This is a genomic window from Streptomyces hoynatensis, from assembly GCF_003626535.1.
Classification (GTDB): domain Bacteria; phylum Actinomycetota; class Actinomycetes; order Streptomycetales; family Streptomycetaceae; genus Streptomyces; species Streptomyces hoynatensis.
On the sequence record NZ_RBAL01000032.1, the window covers coordinates 1 to 22500 of the forward strand.

The window sequence follows — 22500 nt, forward strand, 5'->3', positions numbered from 1 at the left end:
CCCGCGGAGCGGGTCCAAGCGCGCTGCGCGCGCTTGCAGAGATTCCCCCGCGCTTCGCGCGGGGGAATTATCCCTCTCGCTTCGCGAGAGGGATACGGATTTCCGCTCCGCGGAAATCCGAACTGCAGTTGGATTCCCGCTTCGCGGGAATCCCGGCGCTTCCGCTCCGCTCCAGCGCCACGCACCTGCGGTGGGAAGGGCTGCGGGTGCATCACGGGATTAAACTGTGTAGACACGGGGATTCACGGTGGGCCCACCCGGCCGGATACAACACGGGAAGAGCGGGACTGCACCCCCGCCCCGTGCGGAGGCGGGAGGGCGACTTGTCACCGTCACCACCCGAACACACAACCAGAGATACCGCACCCCCAGATGGAGAAGGCATCTACATGCCTCACAGCGTGACGTGCATCACCATGCATCAAAGCAGACATACAGGCAGATGCATCTGTGTAGACACAGGAATAATGAGCGGACACCTACCTCGCCAGAGGAAAGGCCACACATTCCGCATCCAACCGTCAGCAAAGCGGGCCCCGCGCGACGGCGCGGGGTGGCCCGCCGACGCGCGTTCTGCTGATCCCCAGGGTCGATCGACAGGTCAATAGGGCTGGACGCGGGTGAGAATGCAGTGCGGCGGGTCGGCATCGGCGACGATGACGTACTCGGCGACGCCGAGCGAACCGTCCGTGCCGAGCGGCAGCCTGCGCTGCTGCGGCCACTTCGACGAGGCGGTGTTCCCAGGCACCTCGCCGCGGTACTCGTTGATCGCCACCGTCACGGACAAGACGGCGGAGAACAGCTGTGGATCGGTGGCCGGGTCCGACAGGAACCGCTCGACGTCCGGGGAGAGATAGCAGGGCCACCCCTCGCCGTCGTCTTCGTGGTCACTCAAGAGGCAGTCCCCGAGCCTGTCGGTGAGCGAGGACGTCCTCGATGGTTGCCTGGGGCAGGGTGCCGTCCAGCGCGGCCGCGGTGATGCGGTCGCCTTCCGGGTCGGTGTCGAGCATCGCCTCGCACCACCAACGCCGCAGCACCGCCTCGGCCCGCTCCAACGGCGCGGTGCCCAGCTCGCGGTAGAACTCCATCCGCCGGGGCGCGGCCAGCGCGCCGGCGATGCCGTCGACGGTACGCGGCACCCGCTCCCCGTCTCCGGGATGGCGGTAGTGGATCGGCTGAACGCTCATGAGCCCCATTCTCCCGTCCTCGGCACATCGTTGTCGACAAAGTCGCCTTGTGGGCCGCCCCCCGCCCGGCGGAGTGGCCTGATCATGCACGCGTACCCACTGACGTCCGCCGTCCGCCTCGCGCACGGCACGAGCGCGGCCCTCGACGTCGCCCGCGCCCCGTGGATATGGCTCAGTGCGGACGCCGCCCGTGTGCTGGATGCCGTCCTCGCGCACAGCACAACCGACCAACCGGATACCAGGCTTGCCAATACGGCGGCAGCTCCTGCAGTCCGGCAGCGCTGGGGTTTCCTCGATGCCGGCGGTGTGGAGCTGGCGTTGCCCCTTCGCCGATACGTCGCGAAGGGGCAACGCCGTCCGAGGAGCACGAGACCCTGATCTTTTACGCGACCAGTTCTTTGGGCAGAGTCGTCATGCGCATGAATGTCTGGATTTGATGGAATTCGCTGTTCCGTACGAAGTCGTCTGCCGTGTGGCCACGGTCGCGGACTGGTGTGGGCATGTGGAGGAGGGGGTCGAAGCGCGCTAGGCGGGCCAGTGCGCGCCAGATGCGGGCTTGTGGGGTGTTGCCGCAGGCAGCGTGGTGGACGGCGAGTAAGTGGGCGGCGAGGGGGTCGCCGGCTCCGGCGGCGAAGCGCCACCAGTACAAGGCGGCCTGGATGCGGTCGAAGGTGTAGAGCAGGCAGGCGAAGGTTCTGGCGCCGACCTGGTCAAAGTCGGCGGCGAAGTCGGCGAGCTTCTTGACGTCGTCCGAGCGCAGGACCATGTCGCACAGCTGCTGCAACTCGGCGAGGAGAGCGGCCGGGGCGAGGGCGGGGTCGGTGGTGACGATGGGGGTTGGCCGCCGTCGCCGAGGGCGGTGCGGGGGCCGCGGGGTCGGGGGGGCCGGCTGTGGCGGCCGGGGGGAGGCCGGGCGGGTGGCCGAGCCCGCCGCGGCGGGCTCGGCGGGAGCGGTGGTGCCGGCGATCCGCTCGGCAAGGCGCTGGGTGAACGCCGCGGTGTCGTGGTCGGCGAACTCGTTGTGGAGGGCGGCGCGCTCCTCGCGGAGGATGTCGTCCAGCATCATCCGTCTCCTTCCCTGTGGGGGTGGTCCATCAGTTCGCGGAGTCGTTGGACACCGAGGCTGGTGTTGGTCTTGGCTGCTCCGGTTGTGATGCCAAGACGCTCGGCGACCTGCTCATAGGCCAGGTCTGCAAGGAAGTGCAGCCTCACGCACTGGGCTTGTTTCGGGGCGGTGGCCTCGAGTTCGTCCATGGCGAGGTCGAGTTCCTCGTGGTGACGCAGTTCCTGGAGGTAAGCACAGTCCGGTGGGACGGCGACGGTGTGCTCGTAGGTGGCCTGTCGAGCCGCCTTGCGGTAGAAGTCCTTCACTACGCCGGCCAGGATTTGGTAAGCCAGGGCCGTGGGGTTGGCGTGAGCCAGGATCCTCTCCCACTTGCCGTGGATGCGGCGGCCGGCCTCGAGCGCGGCCTCTTCGGCGTCGCGGCGGTCGCGCAGGCGTGAGGCGGCGTAGGTGAGGAAGGTGCGCTGTTCCTTCTCGAAGAAGGCCTCGAACGAGATCGGCAGCGGGATGGGTGCGGGCGGGCGGGGGCTGAGCTCGTTCACCGCACCTCCCCGGCGCGCTTTCCGGCAGCACGGCCGGACGCGTGGGTGTGGGGGTGACGGGCCGACATGGCCGCGGGGACAGGGCGACGGATGGCGGCGCGCTGGTGAGAGGCGGTGCGGGCCACGGGTGCCGGGGCGGCGGCGAGGACGGTCCGGCTCGGCTGGTATGCGCCGGCATCGGCCAGCGGGTACCAGGTCCATGGGTACCCCACGGGCCCTCCCTTCGGGTTGGTGCGGGGGACTGTCCGCCCGGTGCTTCCGGGCGGCGAGGACGGCGTCCTCACCCTCCACACCGAGCCAGCCCTCCCACTGCGTTAAACCAACCCCCAAACTTTTCACAGCACTGTGTGACTATCTGACTGCGAAACGCACCTGACCAGCGCTCTTTACCACCCACTGTGACGCATAACACACACTCTGTGTGTTTATTCGCCAGGGGCGCGCCACCCCTCCCCGCACGCCCCCAAGAGCCCATCCGCACGAGAAGGCTCTGCCGACCCGAGCAGATCCGCGACGAACGGGCTGACGGCGGCGAGCTCGGGGTAGTCCCTGGCCAACTGCGCACGCCGCGCCGCCGTTTCCGCCTGTTCCCTCGCTCGCCGCTCCCGAGCACGGCGAGCCGCCTGTGCCCGGTGCTCGCGCCGCTCGGCGGCTTCGGCCTCGCGTCCGGCGTACTCGGCGTACGCCTCGTCGACGAGCGCCTGGTGCCGCTCCCAGGACCGGACGGCGGCCTGCCGCCAGGCGGTGTCCTCGGCGGCCGCGGTGGCCGGGCAGCGCGGGCACATCAGGTCCGGCGGCGCGTCGCCGCGGTGCGGCAGGCGGCACACCGCGCATTCCCACCAGCGTGGCGGGGCCGACCGTTTCGGCGGGGCCGGCTTGTCTTCCGGGGCCGGGAGGATGTCGGGCTGGCCGATGCCGACGGTGTCGTCGAGTTCGCAGTCCAGACACTGGCCGTGCCGGTCGGGCGGGGTGCCGTGGTGCGGGCACAGACCCTGAGCGATCCGCTGGTGCTGCTCGTGGGCCCTCGCGCGGGCGGCGGCCGCAGCTGCGCAGGTCTCGCAGCGGGTGCCGGTGGCGAACGCGGCCCCGCGGGCCCAGTCGATGGCCCACAACTCGCCGGACTCGCAATGGACGTTGCCGCAGCCCCAGCGCGGCAGGCCCGAGCCCAGCAGCCACCGGCCCGGAGCGAGGACCTGGTGCTCGCCGATGCCGACCAGGCGGGCGGCCAGCCGGTGGCGCAGCTGCTCGGGCGTGACCCCGGCGTCCAGCTGTCGCCCGATCTCGGTGCCGATGGCCCGGGCCTCCCACGGCGAGCAGCCCCGCACCAGGTGCTGCACGGGCTGCAGGACGGCGGCGACGCGGGCGCTGAACGTCAGCGCCGGACCGGCGTAGCCGCTCTTCGGTTTGGGGGTGGGGGAGATCGGGTCCTCCGCGCGTAGCGCGCAACCGCCCTCGCCTCCCGCGGCCGTCACGTCGGCGTCAGCCGGTCCCCCGGCGTCCTCGCGTGCGCACGCGTGCTTCCGGCGACGGCGGCCAGCCCCCCTCTCGGCTACGCCGGAAAACCCAGGATCACCCGCACTTTCACTACCCTGCTCAGCCACCCCAGCGTGCATAGCGTGAAGCCCCGCAAGATCGTCGGGGACCGCAAAACCGCCTGCAACGCCGGCATCAGACGCCCTGTCAGCCCCGCTGACCTGCACTTCTTCCACGCCAGGTGCCGGGCGGCCGTGGCCTTGATCCCCGGGTGCAGCAGCGGCGGGGGCCGGAACACCTCGCAGGGACGCCGAGCCGACGGCCGGGCCCTTCCCCGGCCGCGCCCGACCCGGCGCGGCCGGGCCCGTGGCGTCCGATCCCGCGAGCGCTTGAATTGGAGCGCTCCCGTTTGAATCCCGTTCGAATGCTGGGATCTCTGCAGTGCCCCTGCGGCGGGCGGCCCGGTGCGCGGCCGCGACGGCCAGCACCACCAGGCGGGCCTTCCCCGCCATCCCGTCCGCCGTCGTCCTCTGCGGCGTCTCCACCACCCCCGCCTTCCGCAGGCGGCCCAGGACCGCCTCGCCGCCGGCGGCCGTGCAGCCCAGCAGCCGCGCGATCGTCGCCGCCGGCCGGCCGCGCCGCTCATCCACGCTGCCCGGGCACAACCTGACCGTCCCGTCCGCGCGGGCGTCCAACGCCGCCAGGAGCAGCGCCAGGCGGTCGGTCGCCGCGCCGCGGCCGGTATGCCTGCCCAGCACCCCGGGTGGCGTGACGCTGCCGTCCCGGTGTGACCAGCCTGGGCCGAACAGCGCCTCGCACAGTCGCAACAGCACCGCCAGTTCGGCCCGCTCCAGCCGCAGCGGGTGTGCCATCGCCCCTTCGTGACGGGCGCGCCAGGCCGGCATGACCAGCCACTCCAGCCCCGTTACCCGCCCCGAGACCGCCCGCGCCTCCCGCACGTGCACCACGTCCGTCCCGGTCAGGGCAGGGCGCACCGCATGCGACACGGCGCTGCCGGACAGGCCCAGCCAGCGGCCCAGCTCCCGCGCGCACACCTCCGTCACCAGGTCGGCCGACCGTGCCTTCGCCAGCAGGACCACCGCTGCAAGCCGCGCCGGATCCGGCAGCCCGGCCACCGCCGGGTCGTCCAGGAGGGCACGTACCGCCCCCCGCAGCCGCCGCGCCGTCCCCGCCGACAACACCAACGGCGACGGCGACGGCCCCGCAGCCGGTCGGCCGGCAGCAGCACGCGCCACCCGGCCCGGCTTCAACCCGGCGCGGCTCACCGTCCGACCTCCACGAGCTCCTGGCGGCGACCGCCATGCGGTCCGGGAGAGGATGGCGCGGCGGGAGAGCCGGACTGCCCGTGGATGAAGTCCTTCACACCCGCCCAAGGACAACCAGCCGGGCTTTTGTGACCGCCCACCAGTAGCGGCAGGGCAACCGGGCGCGCCGGATCACCCGAACGAGCGACAAGGCAGAGATCCCCATTCACGCCCGCATGTAGGAGCGGCCAGAGACGGTTAGTGACACCCCGGCCCGAAAGAGATCTGGCGACAGGCGGGGGCAACGCGGGCCCCCGGCGATAGAGGTGCCGGGAAACGCCACCGTGTGACGCACCGCTCTCCGGAAAACGTGTGACGTCCATCACCCCATGGGCATGCCTGGGCTGACAGACGGCAGAGAGGTAGTGCAAACTGACTCCTGTCTCACCGCCGCGAGGCGGTATGACGAAGGCCCCTTCAAGGGCTTGGTTCTTGCTGAACTACTTCGCTCAGGTCCACCCGGGTGGTGCCGGGAGACCAGAGCCTTCGCTTCGACGGGCTAGGTCGAAGTGGTTGCACGACGGGCCGCAGGATCCGCGGGTGGCTGGTAACCACCATGCGGGCGCGGCCGGTGATCTATGTCATCTCACAACTCCTGACCACGGGAGAGGACTGTCCGCCGCCGGGACCGGCACGGAAACGCGTGCAGGCACCCAGCGGCCGGAGCGACGAACGGAGCATCGCTACGACGGCGGCGGGTGCCGCGTTGTGTGATCGTCGGGGCAGAGAGGTAACCTGCTGCACGACCGGCACCTCCTGGGTTGAAGGGGTGTTCGGTAGCCCGGCACCTCCCTGACCATGTAGGTGTCCGGGCTGGCCTTCGGACCCCGGCCAGGGTCCTTTGGCCAATGGGGCCCCAACCGCTTTTGGTTGCGGGCCCTATTCATTTGTCGATCAAGACTGGGCGACACCCTACCTTGCGACCGTCCCGCTCGGGTCGGCCGGGGCAAACGTGTCGTACAGGCGTACCGCTGACGGTTCGGCAGCTCAGCGACCATTGATGACTCCCGCCACCTCGTAGTACCGCTGCAGGGCGGCCTCGGCGCCGGACCCCTGCGCGGTGATGATTCGTTGGCAACGGCTGGAACGGAGGTCTCCAGCCACCAGGACGCGCGGGTGCTGGAGTTCGGGAGGGCAGTAGCCGTCCGGGCCCTGGTTGAGTCCGTCGATGGCGGCTGGCGTACTGCCGAGGTTGCCCAGCAGCGTTGCGGCGATGAACGACCGGGTGCTGCCATCGGCCAGCTCGGCGTCGACCTGCCAGCCGTCGGATGGCGTCTCCTTCACCGCGAGGGACCGCACTTGGACCAGGCGCACGCGATCGTCGTCGGCGACCTCGGCGGCCTTGTAGGCGTCGCTCGCCGGGTGGAGCACGGTCAGGGGACGGCGCGCGTCGGGGTGAGCGCGCAGCCAGGTTCCAAGTGGGCGGTCGGCTCCGAGGACGTGCACCGGGCCGCGCAGCTGTTCCGGCCGGGCGCGCCAAAGCGGCGGCAGCGCGAGGCCGTCGGCGGCGGTGATCCAGCCAGTGTCAGCAGGATCAACCGGGCCGACACCGGTGGCGACGATGACGACGGCCGCGGTCAGGGTGAGCCCGTCGTCCAGCCGGACCTCTGCACGGTCGCCGCACCCGCGGACCCGGACCGCCCGGCCGCGCAGCAGGGTGCAACGGCCCGCTGCGGTGATGCGGTCGATATCGGCACCCATCGCGCGGGCGAGCTCCGGCCCGGCGCGCCAGCCGCCGACCACGTTCTCCAGCGCGGCAACGGCCAGCAGCTTGGTGCCGACCTGGTCCGCCTCGATGAGGATGCTGTGCATACCGAGGCTGGCGGCCATGAGCGCGGCGGCGCACCCTGCTGGGGCCGGCGCCGATGATGAGTAGGTCCGCGTCGGACGTCGACGTCGTCATGCGCTGCCACACCGTCTTCGGGTTCGCCGAGGACGACGCCAAGCTCTTCGCCGTCGGGGTTGACGCGGCGATCGTGACCTGCCTGGTGCTGGACTTGTTCATGGCCACGATCCGCACCTCCTGGCCGCTTTTGCGCCTGCTGGCGCAAGCCGTGACCGGCGCCAGCATCTACTTCAACGCCGCAGCTCACGGGCCCGTCACCGAGCACTGGGACATGGCCGCCAGCCACGGCCTGATGCCGGTCCTCTTCGTGGTGGGCACCGAGGCCGGGCGCCGCATCCTGGTCCACGAGGCCGCGCTCCCGGCCGACCACGACGTCATCCCCGGCCACCGCTGGCTGCTGGCCGCCGGGTCGACCTGGCGGATCTACCGCACGATGAAGTTGTGGGAGGTCGGCTACAGCGAGGCCATGGCCCGGCAGCGCGAGCGGGCCATCTTCCACGCCTGGAACGAGTACAAGGCGGAGCTGAAGAAGTCCGGGCTGGAGGTGGGCAGTGAGGAGGCCCTTGCGCGGCTGCCGCGCAAGCTGGGGCCTTTCGGGCTGACCGTGGACGAGGCGCTCGCGTTGCCGGACCAGATGGCCCGCGAGGAGCTGCGGCGCCAGCAGGAGGCCAACAAACGCGCCCGCCGGCTGGAGTTGGACAGGGAGCGTGCCGAGCACGCTGCCGCGAAGGAGCGCATCGCGCACCGCAAGGAGAAGGTTGCCCTCGTGGCTGATCTGCGGGCCACGGAGGGCGTGGCCGCTGCCGATGCCGATGCCGCGGTCGCCGCCGCGAACACCCGCGCGCAGGCGACCGCGACGGCTGCGGCCAAGGCCGCCGAGGCGGAGGCACAGGCTCTGGAGACGGAGGCTGCGGCCAGGGCCCGCGCGGAGGCCGCCGCTCACGATCGGCAAGCCCAAGAAGACCGCAAGGCGGCTGCCGAAGCCGCCGCTGCCGCGGCCGAAGCACAGCGGCGCGAGACCGAAACGCGCCGCCGCCTGCTCGACGAGCAGGCCCGCAAGGAAGCCACGCAGGCGGACATCGCGAGGGCCAAGCGCGAGCGGGCCGAAGCCGAGAAGGCCGCCGCCGAAGCGCTGCGCGAGGCGGCCGAAACCCGGGAGGCCGTCGCCGAGATCGAGCTGCGCGCGGTCGAAGCCGAGGACCTGGCGCGGCTGAGCCCGCGCGAGCGGGCGGCCCGCCGGGTCGCCCGGATGATCCTCGCCCGCGGCGGTGTCCCCGCGGCGCTGCCGCTTGAGGACATCAAGCAGGCGCTCGGCGTCTCCTCCCCCGCGACCGCCAGCGAGTACCGCCAGGAGGCCGCCGAGCTGCTCGCCGGCGGCTACCGGCCCGACGGGGAGGCCCGGTCACCGGCAGCGGTCTGACCTGCGTGCCCTGACCGATCCGATAACCCCGGGGACGGGCGGCCCGTCCGGCCGTCCCCGGGCATGTCTGGCGCTGCTGCTGCCGCTCCCGGCCCGGCCGGGAGCGGCAGCAGCAGCGCCAGACCCCGCGTCCCCCGCACCCACCACCCCGTTTTGAAGGAGGCCCTCCAGGCCGCCGCCCAGCACCTGATCCTCACCGCCGGCACCACCCCCTACACCGTCACCACCCCCGCAGCCGGCGACACCCCCAGCAACAGCCGAGCTCCGGAGAACACCAACCGTCCCGAGACGGTGCCCGACTCGCCCGCCCACCCGGCCACAGAAACCGGCACCGGCGCAGGACGGACGGCCGCCGCCCGGGTCCTGGCCGCCCTCAAGAACGGCCCCCTCGACAAGACACAGGTCATCGAGACTCTCGCCGCCGACGGCGGGCGAGAACTTTCGATCTCCCGCATCAACACCGTCTTGTCCGAACTCTGCAAGACCGGCCGCATCCACTCCCCCGAACGTGGCCGCTACCAACTCCCCTGACCACCATCCCCCAACTGGCGGCTGCCCGATCCGCCCGGCCGCCGCCGGGCGGTGAGGAGAGCCGGACAGACCATTCCGTCACGCCCTCACCTGACGAGCCGGGGGCCAGGAGATGACGCCTCCGGCCCCCCTCGACTCCCCGCGAGGAGCACACCCAGCATGGCACCCCTCACCCACACCCCGGCCGCCTCCAGGGCGGCCCCCGAACAGAACACGCCAGCCGCCGCCCTGGACCTGGAGACGCGGCTGGCCCTCACGGACGCGGCCATGACGCTGTGGCTGGAGGAAACGCTGCTGCGGGCCGGCATCGACGCCGCGCACGCCGAGACGGCACTGTCCCCGGCCGACTTCAGCACCGAGGCCCTGACCGCCTACGCGGCCCGCACGAGGCCCGCGAGGCCGCTGCCCGACCTCTACCCCACCCCGGTCGCCGCCGTGCTCCAGCGGGCCGCCAGGCGCCTGGAAACGGACGGCTGGTGCCGAGGCGCCACCCGGGACGCCACCGGCGCCCGCTGCCTCTACGGCGCCCTCCGCGCCGAGGCCCGCGACCGCCGCCAGGAGACCGCCGCCCTCGACGTCCTCCTCGAGGCGATCCGCCGCGACGTTGACCCGGACGCCGCGAGTGTCCCCGCGGCCAACGACGCCTGCATCAGCGGCCCGCGCGAGGCCGTCCGGCTGCTGGAGGCCGCAGCGATCCTCGCGGACGCGCGCGGCTGGTAGGTAGGTCGGCCCACCTGCCTGACCCCCGCCGCCGCGGCGGAGGCCGGGCAGGCCGACCGGCCTGCACCACCCCACCCGCCCCGGGTGGCGAAGGGGAGCCGGACAGCCCGGCACGCACGAAAGGAACACAGTGACTCAGTACGTCTCGACCCCCCGCACCATCAGCCGCTCAGCCACCGCGCGGCGCTGGATGGTCACCATCCTGAACCTGGCTGCCGAGGCCATCGACATCCTCAACGCCGCCGCCGGGATCGGCCTCACCACCGCGTCGGCCCTCAGGGTCGGCCCGCAGTGGGCGCAGCTGACCATGGGCGACCTGACGCTGGCCGTCTTCGCCCTCTACGGCGCCGCGCAACTCATCCGGCCAGCCCTCACCGGCCTCGCGACCGCTGTCGACCCCGACCTGCGCGACGGGAGCGACCTGCACGAGGCAGGCCGCCTCATCACCCAGATCCAGCAGGACCTGGAGGACGGCGCCGACCCCGGCGACGTCCTGCACGAGCTGCGCGCCGCGGCCGTGCCCGAGCGGCTGGCCTGGCTGCTCGAGGACCTGGCCGCCGCGCGGCCGGAGGAGACCACCGCCCTGCTGCGGGTCATGGCCGACCACCTGCGCGACATCGCGCAAGCCACCGCCTCCCAGCAATGACTTCGCCCCGGGACGGCCGCGAGTTTGGCGACCTGACGGCCGTCCCGGGCACCTTCCCGCCAACACGAGAAAGACAGCCTCATCATGTCCCAGCACACCCCCGGCCCACAGGCCGCTCCCGCCGCCGCATCCGCAGGGCCATGACCTGCCGCCCCTGCGAGACGGCCTGGCGCGGCGCCGAGGCGGACTGCTGGTCCTGCGGCCGACCCGCCACCAGCGCGCACCACCGCCACCGCAACGGCCACGTCGTCGTCCCCGTCCGAACCCTGCGCAACCGGAGGCCGAAATGAGCACGCTGCCCGAGCCTGTCGTTCGAGGTCACCCGCTACGAGGTGTCCGTGCTGCCCCGCACCGACATCAACCGCAAGCACTACACGCTGTTCGTCGAGCTGACCCGCCGGGGCGCCTGGATCGTCCACGACGGGCACGGCGGCTACGACTCGGACGGCGATTGGGTGCCCGGCCTGGCCGTCGCGCACGAGTTCACCGACTACGAGGACGCGCTCACGCTCGCCAAACAGCTGGCGCCGCGCATCGTCAACCTCCACCACAACCACAGCGGTCCCCACGCCACCGGCCACCAGGAGTGGACCCGATGAACGCCGTCTAGGACACCGCGACCCAGCTGCTGCGTATCGGAATGCTCGGCTTGGCCGCCGAACTACTCCACGACGTCCTCGGCCCCTCGACGCCGTCGCCGTGCTGGTCGCGCTCGCGGTTGACGCGCGGTACGTCGACCGTCTCGTCGACTACGGGCAGGCCGCCGTCACGCGCGGCCTGCCCGACCGCCGCTGGTGCCACCCCGTCCGCCAGAGGCCGGATTATCACGCCGTGATAATTGCCCGCGCCGGGGTCATGCCCCGCTTGCGAGCAGCTTCGCGAGTTCGGCGCGGTCCTCCTTGGTCATCCGCCGCAGCAGCAGCTCGTACAGCGCATGCGGGTCGCTCCACGGCACCGCAGCCATCCCGTGGGCCTGGGGAGAGGGCCCGTTCCCGCCAGTGCCCCTCACAGGGGCCGCGCCGGTGCCCTCAGCCGCCGCTCGGTCCGCGGCCCTCTCCGCCGCAGTCGGCCGGGAAGGAGCCTTGGAACCCTCCTCCTGCGGCTGGGCGGTGTCTCCGATTATCACGGCGTGATAATCGCCGTCCGGTGCCTGCTCCGAAACCGCTCCGGAACCGCGGCCGGCACGCCGCTCGGCGGCGGCGGCGCGCGCGTCTGCCGCGGCTCGCTGCTCGTCGGGGCCGAGCTTGCCCAGATTCCGCACATGCTCGACCTGCCGCCGCCCTTCGGCGAGGTCGGCCTGCAGCTCGGGTGACAGCTTCAGCAGGCTGAGCTTGGAGGAGATCGTCGCCTGGGAGATGCCCAGCCGCCGGGACGCCTTGGTCTGGCTGCCGTAGAACGTCACCAGGGCCTCGAGCGCGTGCGCCTGCTCCAGGTCGGTGAGGTCGTCGCGGTGGAAGTTGGCCACGAACGCCGTCTCCAGCAGGGCCTCGTCGGTGGCGACCCGGGAGTCGTCGACCTGGACCCGGATCGACTTCAGGCCGGCGCGGCGGCTGCCTTCCAGGCGCCGGTGCCCGTCGACCACCACGTACTTCGCGCCCTCGTCGAGCTCGCCGGCCCGCTCCGGCCGTTCGGCCAGGTAGGCGTCGATGCGGGACACCGTGATCGCGTTGATGACCCCCAGCTCCTGGATGCTCTGCACCAGGCCGTCGAGGTCACGCAGGTGGTCACGCGGGTTGTCCGGGTTCTGGCTGATCAGGGCGAGGGGCAGTTCCGCCGGGTCCGGTACCCCCACGGTGGGCGCGCCGGTCGCGGCGCCGATCGCGGCCCGCCGGGCGCTCACCTGACGGGCCCCACCGAACGAAGCGCTGGCCTTGAGCTTGTCGGCCTTGCTCATGAGATCGCCCTCGCCAGGGCCCGCATCCCGACCGCCTGATCACAGCGGGGGGCGTACGCGAGCAGGGGCTCCTTCACCCGCACCGCCTCCTTCTGCTCCTTGAGATCGCCGATGACGCCGACGACCCGCGGGTCCTTTATGTCCATCCACGCCTCCAGCGAGGAGGTGGCGATGTAGCCGCGGCGGGCGTCGTAGTGGTTGACCACGATGCCCAGGTAGTCCAGCTCCAGCGCCAAGTCGCCCCGCAGGTCTTCGATCTGGGAGGTGAGCAGGGCGTAGGCGTCGGCCGAGCTGTCCTCGGCCTGCACCACGACCAGCACCCCGGAGGAGCCCGGGGGCTCTCCCTCGCGGCGGCGCCCGTAGTGGACGGCGGCGTCCATGCTCAGCCCCAGGCTCGGCGGGCAGTCGATGAGCACCACGTCGTAGTCCGACTCGATCGGGGCCAGGGCCCGCTCGAGCGAGGCCTCGCGGGCCCGGACGCCGGCGAGTTTCACGTCCAGGAGAAACGCGTCGTTGCAGCTGGGCAGGAGGTGCAGCCGGTCGCCGAACCGCTCGCCCTCGATCGGCACCACCAGGTCGCCGAGCGCCCCGGCCGGCTCACCGGCCATGTGCTTGGTGAGGCTGTCGCCCTCGATGGGCAGCGGCTGATGACCGAGCTGCTGGGTGAGGTGGCACTGCGGGTCGAAGTCGACCAGCAGCACGCGCATCCCGAGCCCGGGCAGGTCCTCCAGGGCCAGCGGGTCCTGGGAGCGGCCCTCCAGCATGGCGGCGAAGTGCTTGGAGATCCGTACCGGGTGCAGGGTGTCCATGTCCTCGGCCATCGCCTCGCCGACGCCGGCGGTGATCGCCGTCTTGCCCACGCCGCCCTTCTGGTTGCACACGATGATCCGCCGGGGAATCTCCAGCCGCTTCGCCGCCGGTGCGGGATTCGTCTGCAACCAGACCTGAACGGACTGGGCCAGACCCTGCGTCAGCGACACCCGCCGGTCCCCGGCCGTCGCCTTGAAGACCTCCCACTGCCCCGGGGGAAGCCAGGTCGAGAACGAGTCGGCGCCGGTCGTGTCCACGGCGGGGGGAGAGGAAGCCAGGTCGCACCAGAGGGCGATGCCCTGCTCGACGGCCGTCATGATCTCGACGCCCAGCTGCGCGGCGCGGACCTTCAGGTCCTGCCGCAGCCGTCCGGGCAACTTGGAAACGACCTTCTCACGGTCGCCTGATGTAGAAGCCATGGGTGGACCTTACTAACTTCGGTGCGGCAAACAAGCCTCGACACGTTACCTAGGTGTACTTCGTGATGTCGGGCGCCGGAAAAGACGTGACAGCGGCGGTGCCTGACGGGCCGTGAGAAGGAAGGGTCCCCCGGCCCGCGCCCGCCTGCCCGCATCCACGGGCGGCGCCCTGGCCGGGCACCGTGGCATCAGGCGTGCCGGGAGCCTAGGTTCGGGACATGTCTGCTTACGCACCCACCCCGCAGCGGCCCCTCGGCAGCGGCTTCGGCAGGGAAAGCACCGTCGGCGACGTGCTGAAAGGCACGGACCTGAGCGGGAAGCTGGCCGTCTTCACAGGCGGATACTCCGGCATCGGGCTGCCCCACACCCGGGAGCTGAGCCGGGCCGGGGCCACGGTCGTGGTGCCGGCGCGCCGCCCGGACCTGGCCCGGGAACGACTCGCCGGCCTGGAACGGGTGGAGATCGAACCGCTCGACCTGGCCGACCTGGCGTCCGTACGGCGCTTCGCCGCGGGGTTCCTGGCCTCGGGGCGCCCCATCGACATACTGATCAACAACGCGGCGGTCATGGCGAACCCCGAGACCCGCGTGGGGCCCGGCTGGGAGTCGCAGTTCGCCACCAACCACCTCGGGCACTTCGCCCTCACCAACCTGCTGTGGCCGGCTCTGGCCGAGGGCGGCGCCCGGGTGGTGTCCGTGTCCTCCCGCGGCCACAAGCTGTCCGCCATCCGCTGGGACGACCTGCACTTCGAGCGGTCCTACGACAAGTGGCAGGCCTACGGGCAGGCCAAGACGGCCAACGTGCTGTTCGCCCTCCACCTGGACAGGCTGGGCCACGAGCACGGCGTGCGTGCCTTCTCCGTCTACCCGGGCGGCATCAGGACGCCCCTGCAACGCCACATCGACGAGGCGGAGATGGTGGCGATGGGCTGGATCGACCGGCAGGGCAACGACCTCATCCCCTGGAAGGACACAGACCAGGGGGCCGCCACCTCCGCCTGGGCGTCGACCTCGCCGCAGCTGGCCGGCCGGGGCGGGGTGTACTGCGAGAACTGCGACATCGCCACGGTCGCCGACCCCGGCACCGAGGAGGGGCAGATGAGCGGGGTCAACGCCTACGCGATCGACCCGGAACAGGCCGAGCGGTTGTGGGCCCTCTCGGCGCGGCTGACCGGGGTGGACGCCTTCGGCCCGGCCAGGTGATCCCGGCGGCCACCTCGCCGCCGCCCGCCACGGCCCGCCCTGCCCGGTCCGGGGTGCCCCGGGCCGGGCAGGGGAACGCCTTCCGGTCGCTCGGGCGAAGGCCGGAACACACTCACCCCGGCCGACGACGGTGGTCCGGCCGCGAACGGCCGCCGGCCGTTCGCGGCCGGACGAGGAGCCACGTCGAAGCGCAGAAAGCGCATGCCCCCGGGCACTGCGCGGCCGCGGGCGCTTCTGGTATAGCTGATACACCGTTGACAGGGGGGAACATGGACGTTGCCTCGAAGACGATCGAGTGTTTCGTCACCGTAGCCGAAGAGCTCAGCTTCACCCGGGCCGCCGAGCGGCTGACGATGTCCCAGCCGGCCATCAGCCGGCAGATCCGCAAGCTGGAAACCGACCTCGGCGTGCACCTTTTCGCACGCAACAGCCGCGAGGTGCAGATGACCTCGGTCGGAGCGGCGTTCCTCGAGCCCGCCCGGCAGGTCCTGAGCGCCTGGGAGTCGGCCCAGCGGGCCGCGAGAACCGCCGCCGCCCAGCACGCCAAGGTGCTGCGCGTCGGCTTCCAGGCGACCGGCGCCGGCCCCCTCACCACGCGGTCCAGGTCGCTGTTCGCCACCCGCTTCCCGGGGGTGACGGTCGAGCCCAAGCGGCTGGACTGGGCCGGCGAGGTGTCGGCCCTGCGACGGGGCCTCGTCGACGTCGCGTTCATCTGGCTGCCGGCCGACCTCACCGGCCTGACCGCCGAGGTGGTGTGCCAGGAGCCGCGGGTCGTCGGCATGGCCGCCGACCACCGACTCGCCGGGCAGCGGCAGGTGGAACTCGCCGACCTGCGCGGCGAGCCGATGCCCTGGGCACGCCAGGCCCCCAAGAGCTGGATCGACTGGTGGGCCGTCTCGCCCCGCCCGGACGGCTCCGAGCCGGTGTTCGGCCCGCCCAACGACAACGTCGAGGAACTCCTGGAGTACGTCGCGGCCGGCCCCGGCATCTGCATCGTGCCGCAGTCGATAGCCGAGTACTACCCGCGCCCCGGGCTCGTGTGGCTGCCGCTGGTGGACGCGGAGCCGCTGCGGGTGGCGATCGGCTGGCCCACCGCCTCGCGCAACCCGCTCGTCGCCGAATTCGCCGCGCTGGTACGCGAGTTGTCCACCGAACAGGAGCCCGTCCGGCCCACCTGCGCTCACGGCTGAGCGGCAGCGCGAGAGCGCACTGACCTGGCCCCCCGGTCCAGGCCACCGCGCCTCACCTCCCCGGGCCGCGGCAGCCGGGACCGGCCCCTCCCGCTCACACGTCCGTGATGCGCAGACCCGCGTGGGCCTTGTACCTGCGGTTGATCGACACCAGATTCGCCACCAGCGCCTCGACCTGGTGCGCGTTGCGCAGCCTCCCGGCGAACACGGCCCGCATGCCCGGGACGCGGCCGATCAGGGCCTGCACGGCGTCGGTGTCCGCCCTGCTGTCCCCCAGGACCAGCACGTCGGTGTTCAGGGTCTCCACCGCCGGGTCGGTCAGCAGGGCGGCGGAGACGTGGTGGAAGGCCGCCGTCACCCGGGAGCGCGGCAGAAGGGCGGCAGCCTGCTCGGCCGCGCTGCCCTCGGCCGGGCGGATCGCGTAGGCGCCCTTGGCGTCGAAGCCCAGCGGGTTGACCGCGTCGATCACCAGCTTCCCCGCCAGCTCCTCGCGCAGCGCGCCCAGGGTGGCGGCGTGGCCCTCCCAGGGCACCGTCACGATCACGATGTCGCCCTCCCGGGCCGCCTCGGTGTTGCTCGTCCCGGTCACCCCCGGGCCCAGGCCGTCCGCCGTGGCGGCGGCGCGTTCCGCCTCCCGCGAGCCGAGGACGACCCGCTGGCCCGCCCGGGCCAGCCGGTAGGCCAGGCCCCGCCCCTGCGGCCCGGTGCCGCCCAGGATGCCCACGGTCTGGTGTGAGACGTCCGCGGTCCGCGCAGTCGGCGACGGCGGGGCCGCGGGGGACGGATCAGTGAAACTCACGGCAACGAATCCCTTCCTGAAGTCGCTCATCAAGTCGCTCATCACGTCGCTGATCGGGCCGGCCGCCGCCGGGCGGCGGCGCCGGCAGGGCCGGTGGCGCGGACGGTCACAGCGGAGACCCGCCCGTCCCGGCGCCCCGGGAGAGCCGTTCGAGCGCGCGCATCGGCAGGGAGGCCCAGCCCGGGCGATTGCGGATCTCGTAGACCAGTTCGTAGACCGCCTTGTCGACGAGGTACGCGCGCAGCAGGGCGCCGTGCTCTCGCGGGTCGGCGCCCGCGGCCCTCGCGTAGCCCTCGCAGAACGCCTCCTGGCTGCGGGCGGCCCAGGCACGCGCCGCCTCCTGAAGGTCCCGGCGTTCCGCGGCGGGCGGCTCGGCGCGCAGCAGTCCGTGATGCGCGGCGTAGTCGAAGGACCGCAGCATGCCCGCGATGTCCTTGGCGACCGGGTGCAGCGCGCGCCGGTGCGCGAGCGGGCTGTCCGGTTCGCCTTCGAAGTCGATGAGCGACCATCCGGTGCGGGTGCGGAGTGTCTGCCCCAGGTGCAGATCCCCGTGCAGCCGCTGCGCGAGCACCCCGGGCCCGGAGGCCGCCAGGCCGGCGAACGCCGCCGCGAGCGAGGGGGCGATCGTCCGCAGGCCGGGGGACAGGCGCACCGCGGCCTCCAGCCGTGCCCGCATCCGCTCGCCGGCCGCCCGCAGGTCCTCCCGCGACAGCCGCGTGGTGGGGGCGGCCTCGGCGAGGGTGCGGTGCACGGCCGCGACGGCCTCTCCCAGGCGGAACGCCTCCGCCGGGAAGCCGTCGCCCGGGCCCGCGCCGCCCGCAGGCGCCGGTGCGCCTCCCGCGCCGGCCAGCGCCAGCGCCCAGCCGTCGGCGGCATCCGGAAGGAACCGCTGAAGGATGCCGTAGGTGGCCCTGCCCTCCCCCAGGGGGCCCTCGAAGTCGCCCAGCAGCGGCGGCACATGGGGCTGGCCCGCCTCGGTGAGCAGGCGCAGCACCTCCGACTCGGGGTTCTCGCCCTGCCGCAGCCTGCGGAACACCTTGAGGACCACCTCGTCCCCCAGCACCACCGACGTGTTGCTCTGCTCGCCGGACAGCACCCTGGCCTCGCCGAGGGGGAGCCCGGTGTCGCCGACGGCCCCGCCACGGCGGAAGGCGACCTCCCCCTGCCCGGGCCGGGTCTTCAGGAGGCCGTCGACCAGGTCCCGCACGATCTGAGGGTCGGCCAGGGCGTCGTACACCACGCAGCGCTCGTCCCGGGCGATGAGCGAGTCCTCCAGGCCGGGCGGCAGGCTGTGCCGCATCGCCACGGGGACCAGATAGTGGTCCGGGGCCTCGACCTGCGAATGGCTCACCCGGACGACCAGAACCTCCGCCCGCCAGGCGGCGCCCGGCACGGCGGCGGCCAGCGGCGTCCGGTGCAGGATCTGCGGGCCCAGGAACGGCCGTCCCTTGCCGGCGAACCAGCGCCGGCCGGGCAGCCAGGAGGCGAGTCCGCGGCGCAGCGCATCGGCGCGGGCCGGAGGCGGGGCGGTGAGGGTCATGCCGTCTCCTCGGGAGGGTGCAGCGCGAGCCAGTAGAAGCCGTGCCCGGACAGGGTCAGCCGGTAGGGCTCCTCGCCGATGGGCGGGAAGGGCACGTTCCCGGTCGCTTCGAAGGGGACCCACGAGCGCAGCCCGGGCAGGTCGAGGGCGACGTGCTGGGGCCGGCCGGAGAGGTTGTTGACGCACAGGACCACGTCGCCGCCCTCCGGCGAGTCGAAGCGCCGCAGGAAGGCGAGGACGGCGGGGTTGGGCGAGTCGACCTCGGTCAGGGTGCCGAGGCCGAACGACGGGTGGCGGTGGCGGACCCGGATCATCCTGCGGGTCCAGTGCAGCAGCGAACTCGGCGTGCTCGTCTGGGCCTCGACGTTGGTGACCTGGTAGCCGTAGACCGGGTCCATGACGGTCGGCAGGGTGAGCCTGCCGGGGGTGCTGGTGGAGAAGCCCGCGTTGCGGTCCGGGGTCCACTGCATCGGGGTGCGCACGGCGTCGCGGTCGCACAGCCATATGTTGTCGCCCATGCCGATCTCATCGCCGTAGTAGAGGACGGGCGAGCCGGGCAGGGACAGCAACAGGGCAGTCAGCAGCTCGATCTTGGAACGGTTGTTGTCGAGCAGGGGGGCGAGCCGGCGGCGGATTCCCACGTTGGCCCGCATACGCGGGTCCTCCGCGTAGACCACGAACATGAAGTCGCGTTCCTCGTCGGTGACCATCTCCAGGGTCAGCTCGTCGTGGTTGCGCAGGAAGATCCCCCACTGGCATCCCGAGGGGATGGCGGGCGTGCTCGCGAGCGCCTCGGAGATGGGCAGGCGCGACTCCTGGCGGACCGCCATGAACAGGCGCGGCATGATCGGGAAGTGGAAGGCCATGTGGCACTCGTCGCCGCCGCCGGAGAACTCGCCGAAGTAGTCGACGACGTCGTGGGGCAGCTGGTTGGCCTCCGCGAGCAGGACCCGCCCGGGGTACTCGTCGTCGACCACCTTCCGCACCAGCTTGAGGAAGTCGTGGGTGCGCGGCAGGTTCTCGCAGTTGGTGCCCTCCTGGGCGAAGAGGTAGGGGACGGCGTCCAGGCGGAAGCCGTCGATGCCCAGGTCGAGCCAGAACCGCAGCACGTCGAGCATGGCGTCCTGGACCCGGGGGTTCTCGTAGTTGAGGTCCGGCTGGTGGGAGAAGAACCGGTGCCAGAAGTACTGCTTGCGAACGGGATCGAACGTCCAGTTGGAGGTCTCGGTGTCGACGAAGATGATGCGCGCGTCCGGGTACTGTCTGTCGTCGTCGGCCCAGACGTAGTAGTCGCCGTAGGGGCCGTCCGGGTCGCTGCGGGAGGCCTGGAACCACGGATGCCGGTCGCTCGTGTGGTTCATGACCATGTCAATAATGACTCGCATGCCGCGCTCGTGCGCCGCGTCCAGGAAGGCCACGAAGTCGTCGATCGTGCCGACCTCGGGATGAACGGCGCGGTAGTCGGACACGTCGTAGCCGTTGTCCCGCAGCGGCGAGGCGTAGAAGGGCGGCAGCCAAAGACAGTCCACGCCCAGCCACTGCAGGTAGTCGAGCCTGCTGGTCAGGCCCTGCAGGTCGCCGATGCCGTCCCCGTTGCTGTCCTGGAAGGAACGCACCAGCACCTCGTAGAAGACGGCCCGCTTGAACCATTCGGGCTGCACGGGCGCCGGGCGGGCGCCGGTCGTGTGGCGCTCCTGGCGGGCCATGGGCCCGGCGGGCCGGGTCACGGCCGGCTCCAGGAGAACACCTGGGCGACCGCGTGCCGCGGATCGAGCTCCACCGGGACCTCGGGCCCCAGCACGATGCCCGCGCCCGAAAGGAGATCCTCGGCCTTCGTCCCGGCCGCCGCGCCGAGCGCGCCGAGGTCGGGGCGCAGCGTCCCGCGCCGCGTCGCGGCCGGATCGAGGGACACCACGCACAGCACCGTGTCCCCCGAGGCCGGGTCGGTCTTGGAGTAGGCCAGCAGAGCGTCGTCGTCGACCTCGTGGAACGTCAGGGTGCGCAGCTGCCCAAGGGCCGGGTGGGTGGCCCGGACGCCGTTGAGGGCGGTGATCCACGCCACCAGCCCGCCGGGGTCGGCCGTGTAGTCGCGGGGCCGGAGCTCGTACTTCTCGGAGTGCGCGTACTCCTCGCTGCCCGGCCGCACGGGCTCGTTCTCGCCCAGCTCGAAGCCCGAGTAGACGCCCCAGCTCGGGGAGAGGGTGGCGGCCAGGGCGGCGCGGATCGCGAACGCGGGAGGGGCCGCGTTCGCGAGGTGACCGGGAAGGATGTCGGGGGTGTTGGTGAAGAAGTTGGGGCGCAGGTAGTGCGCCGAGGCGACGAGCTCGGTCATGTAGTCGACGAGTTCCTGCTTGCCGGTGCGCCAGGTGAAGTACGTGTACGACTGGGTGAAGCCGGCCTTGGCCAGGCCGTGCAGCACGGGCGGGCGGGTGAACGCCTCGGCGAGGAAGAGGACGTCGGGATCGGTGCCCTTGACGGTCTCGATCAGCCACGGCCAGAAGTTCGGCGGCTTCGTGTGCGGGTTGTCCACCCGGAAGATCCGCACCCCGCGCGCCGCCCAGAAGCGCACGATGCGCAGGATCTCGGCGTAGAGCCCCTGCGGGTCGTTGTCGAAGTTGATCGGATGGATGTCCTCGTAGGACTTGGGAGGATTCTCGGCGTGCGCGATGCTGCCGTCGGGCCGGTGGGTGAACCACTCGGGATGTTCGCGGACCCAGGGGTGGTCGGGCGCGCACTGGAGCGCCAGGTCGAGAGCTATCTCGAGCCCCGCCTCGCGCGCCGCGGCCACGAAGGCGTCGAAGTCCGCGAGCGTGCCCAGCTCCGGATGGACGGCGTCGTGCCCGCCGTGCCGGGAGCCCACCGCCCAGGGGGAGCCCACGTCCCCCGGCCCGGCCCGCAGGGCGTTGTCCCGCCCCTTGCGATTGACCTCGCCGATGGGGTGAATCGGCGGCAGGTAGACGACGTCGAAGCCCATGGCGGCGATCCGCGGCAGCTCCCGGGCGGCCGTCACGAAGGTGCCGTGCCGCGGCTTCCCGTCCTCGCCGAAGCCGCCCGTGGAACGCGGGAACAGCTCGTACCAGGCCCCGGCCAGGGCGCGCGGGCGGTCGACCCGCAGGCGGTGCACGCGGCCGCGGGTGCGCAGCTCCCGCAGCGGGTCGGTCTCGAACGACCGGGCCACCTCGGGTGAGCGCACCCCCTCCAGCCGCTCCTGCAGGCCGAGCGACGGGTCGCGAAGCCGGGCCGCCGCGGCACGCAGCCGTTCGCGCGTCACACGCACCCGAACCTGCCTGGCCTGCCGCTCCAGCAGGCGCGCCCCGCTCTCCACGTCGTTGGCGAGCGCGCCCGCGGAGAGACCGGCGCCGGCCTTCGCCTCGACGGCGGCCCGCCACGTCGCCCAGGGGTCCGCCCAGGCGTCGACGCGGAAGGTCCACACGCCCTCACGGTCGGGCACCACGACGGCCTCCCACCGGTCGAGGCCGGCGTTGACCAAGGTCATGGGAACGGTCGACGCGGGACCGCCCGACGGCCCCCGCCACACGACGGCGGCCGCCACCGCCTCGTGGCCCTCACGCCAGACCGTCGCCCGCAGCGGAACGTGCTCGCCCACCACGGCCTTCGCCGGGAACCGTCCCGTCTCGTCGACGACGGGATGGACGTCCTCGATCGCCAGCCTGCCCATCACGATGTACCGCCTGAAGTCGTTTTCAGCACGTAGCCAAGTGTTTTCTTCAAACACCGGGAAAATGCCGGGCGGTCGGTATGCAGAAGTTCATTGCGTCCAGTTGCCGCAGTTGCGGCGGCTGCTTTTCACCGCGCGGCGACGGCCGTGGAGGGTGGCGCGGGCGGTGCGGGCAATTCCTTTTCCCCGGCGGATGACGATCCCGTCAACTCCG

Annotated in this window: 21 protein-coding genes; 8 read left to right on the plus strand and 13 right to left on the minus strand. The window is 72.2% G+C overall.

Annotated features, from left to right (window positions below; genetic code table 11):
• Positions 1–601: 601 nt before the first annotated feature.
• From D7294_RS29815 to D7294_RS29840, 6 genes are all read right to left on the minus strand, one after another.
• Positions 602–895 (minus strand): hypothetical protein, encoded by a 294-nt coding sequence (locus D7294_RS29815; protein WP_120684935.1) that lies wholly within the window; start codon positions 893–895, stop codon positions 602–604.
• On the minus strand, positions 888–1187 hold the full coding sequence (locus tag D7294_RS29820) for a hypothetical protein (RefSeq protein ID WP_120684974.1): 300 nt from the start codon (positions 1185–1187) through the stop codon (positions 888–890). The genes D7294_RS29815 and D7294_RS29820 overlap by 8 nt, the downstream gene beginning before the upstream one ends.
• A gap of 382 nt (positions 1188–1569) precedes the next feature.
• A complete protein-coding gene (locus tag D7294_RS29825) occupies positions 1570–2253 on the minus strand; it encodes a hypothetical protein (protein WP_241562724.1) in 684 nt (227 codons plus the stop codon).
• Complete coding sequence (locus D7294_RS29830) at positions 2250–2792, minus strand: RNA polymerase sigma factor (RefSeq protein WP_158674723.1); 543 nt, start codon at positions 2790–2792, stop codon at positions 2250–2252. The genes D7294_RS29825 and D7294_RS29830 overlap by 4 nt, the downstream gene beginning before the upstream one ends.
• A gap of 425 nt (positions 2793–3217) precedes the next feature.
• Complete coding sequence (locus D7294_RS29835; RefSeq protein WP_120684937.1) at positions 3218–5551, minus strand: helix-turn-helix transcriptional regulator; 2334 nt, start codon at positions 5549–5551, stop codon at positions 3218–3220.
• A gap of 1026 nt (positions 5552–6577) precedes the next feature.
• Positions 6578–7420: an NAD(P)/FAD-dependent oxidoreductase gene (locus D7294_RS29840; protein ID WP_338325705.1), complete on the minus strand. Its 843-nt coding sequence runs from the start codon at positions 7418–7420 to the stop codon at positions 6578–6580.
• Positions 7421–7455: 35 nt separating this feature from the next.
• Here D7294_RS29840 and D7294_RS29845 point away from each other — a divergent pair, with 35 nt between their 5' ends.
• The 6 genes from D7294_RS29845 (at position 7456) to D7294_RS29865 (ending at position 11352) form a co-directional block, all read left to right on the plus strand.
• The gene (locus D7294_RS29845) at positions 7456–8856 is read left to right on the plus strand and encodes a DUF2637 domain-containing protein (protein WP_120684976.1); all 1401 of its coding nucleotides are present in this window, start codon (positions 7456–7458) and stop codon (positions 8854–8856) included.
• Positions 8857–9009: 153 nt separating this feature from the next.
• Positions 9010–9387, plus strand: a complete 378-nt coding sequence (locus D7294_RS33825; protein WP_120684938.1) for a hypothetical protein — start codon at positions 9010–9012, stop codon at positions 9385–9387.
• A 159-nt stretch (positions 9388–9546) separates the two neighbouring features.
• The gene (locus D7294_RS29855) at positions 9547–10107 is read left to right on the plus strand and encodes a DUF6197 family protein (RefSeq protein WP_120684939.1); all 561 of its coding nucleotides are present in this window, start codon (positions 9547–9549) and stop codon (positions 10105–10107) included.
• Between the two features lie 130 nt (positions 10108–10237).
• Complete coding sequence (locus D7294_RS29860) at positions 10238–10753, plus strand: hypothetical protein (protein WP_120684940.1); 516 nt, start codon at positions 10238–10240, stop codon at positions 10751–10753.
• Between the two features lie 140 nt (positions 10754–10893).
• Positions 10894–11043: a hypothetical protein gene (locus D7294_RS32115; protein WP_158674724.1), complete on the plus strand. Its 150-nt coding sequence runs from the start codon at positions 10894–10896 to the stop codon at positions 11041–11043.
• A gap of 48 nt (positions 11044–11091) precedes the next feature.
• Complete coding sequence (locus D7294_RS29865) at positions 11092–11352, plus strand: hypothetical protein (protein WP_158674725.1); 261 nt, start codon at positions 11092–11094, stop codon at positions 11350–11352.
• 7 nt (positions 11353–11359) lie between these two features.
• On the opposite strand, the gene D7294_RS29870 is transcribed toward D7294_RS29865, so the two are convergent.
• The 3 genes from D7294_RS29870 to D7294_RS29880 are packed head-to-tail and all read right to left on the minus strand — an operon-like array spanning position 11360 to position 13876.
• On the minus strand, positions 11360–11581 hold the full coding sequence (locus D7294_RS29870) for a hypothetical protein (protein ID WP_120684942.1): 222 nt from the start codon (positions 11579–11581) through the stop codon (positions 11360–11362).
• 25 nt (positions 11582–11606) lie between these two features.
• On the minus strand, positions 11607–12647 hold the full coding sequence (locus D7294_RS29875) for a ParB/RepB/Spo0J family partition protein (protein ID WP_120684943.1): 1041 nt from the start codon (positions 12645–12647) through the stop codon (positions 11607–11609).
• Positions 12644–13876, minus strand: coding sequence for a ParA family protein (locus tag D7294_RS29880; protein ID WP_120684944.1), 1233 nt, complete (start codon positions 13874–13876; stop codon positions 12644–12646). Before D7294_RS29880 ends, D7294_RS29875 begins: the two co-directional genes overlap by 4 nt.
• A gap of 218 nt (positions 13877–14094) precedes the next feature.
• On the opposite strand from D7294_RS29880, the gene D7294_RS29885 reads away from it, so the two are divergent.
• Both D7294_RS29885 and D7294_RS29890 read left to right on the plus strand, forming a co-directional pair.
• On the plus strand, positions 14095–15078 hold the full coding sequence (locus D7294_RS29885; protein ID WP_120684945.1) for an SDR family NAD(P)-dependent oxidoreductase: 984 nt from the start codon (positions 14095–14097) through the stop codon (positions 15076–15078).
• Between the two features lie 269 nt (positions 15079–15347).
• Positions 15348–16268, plus strand: coding sequence for a LysR family transcriptional regulator (locus tag D7294_RS29890; protein WP_120684946.1), 921 nt, complete (start codon positions 15348–15350; stop codon positions 16266–16268).
• 94 nt (positions 16269–16362) lie between these two features.
• On the opposite strand, the gene npdG is transcribed toward D7294_RS29890, so the two are convergent.
• From npdG to D7294_RS29910, 4 genes are all read right to left on the minus strand, one after another.
• Positions 16363–17097: an NADPH-dependent F420 reductase gene (npdG, locus tag D7294_RS29895; protein ID WP_120684947.1), complete on the minus strand. Its 735-nt coding sequence runs from the start codon at positions 17095–17097 to the stop codon at positions 16363–16365.
• Between the two features lie 76 nt (positions 17098–17173).
• Entirely contained in the window at positions 17174–18607 is a 1434-nt protein-coding gene (locus tag D7294_RS29900) for a maltokinase N-terminal cap-like domain-containing protein (RefSeq protein WP_120684948.1), read from the minus strand.
• Entirely contained in the window at positions 18604–20313 is a 1710-nt protein-coding gene (gene treS, locus D7294_RS29905; RefSeq protein WP_120684977.1) for a maltose alpha-D-glucosyltransferase, read from the minus strand. Before treS ends, D7294_RS29900 begins: the two co-directional genes overlap by 4 nt.
• 17 nt (positions 20314–20330) lie before the next feature.
• Complete coding sequence (locus D7294_RS29910; protein WP_174248475.1) at positions 20331–22286, minus strand: maltotransferase domain-containing protein; 1956 nt, start codon at positions 22284–22286, stop codon at positions 20331–20333.
• Between the last annotated feature and the right edge of the window lie 214 nt (positions 22287–22500).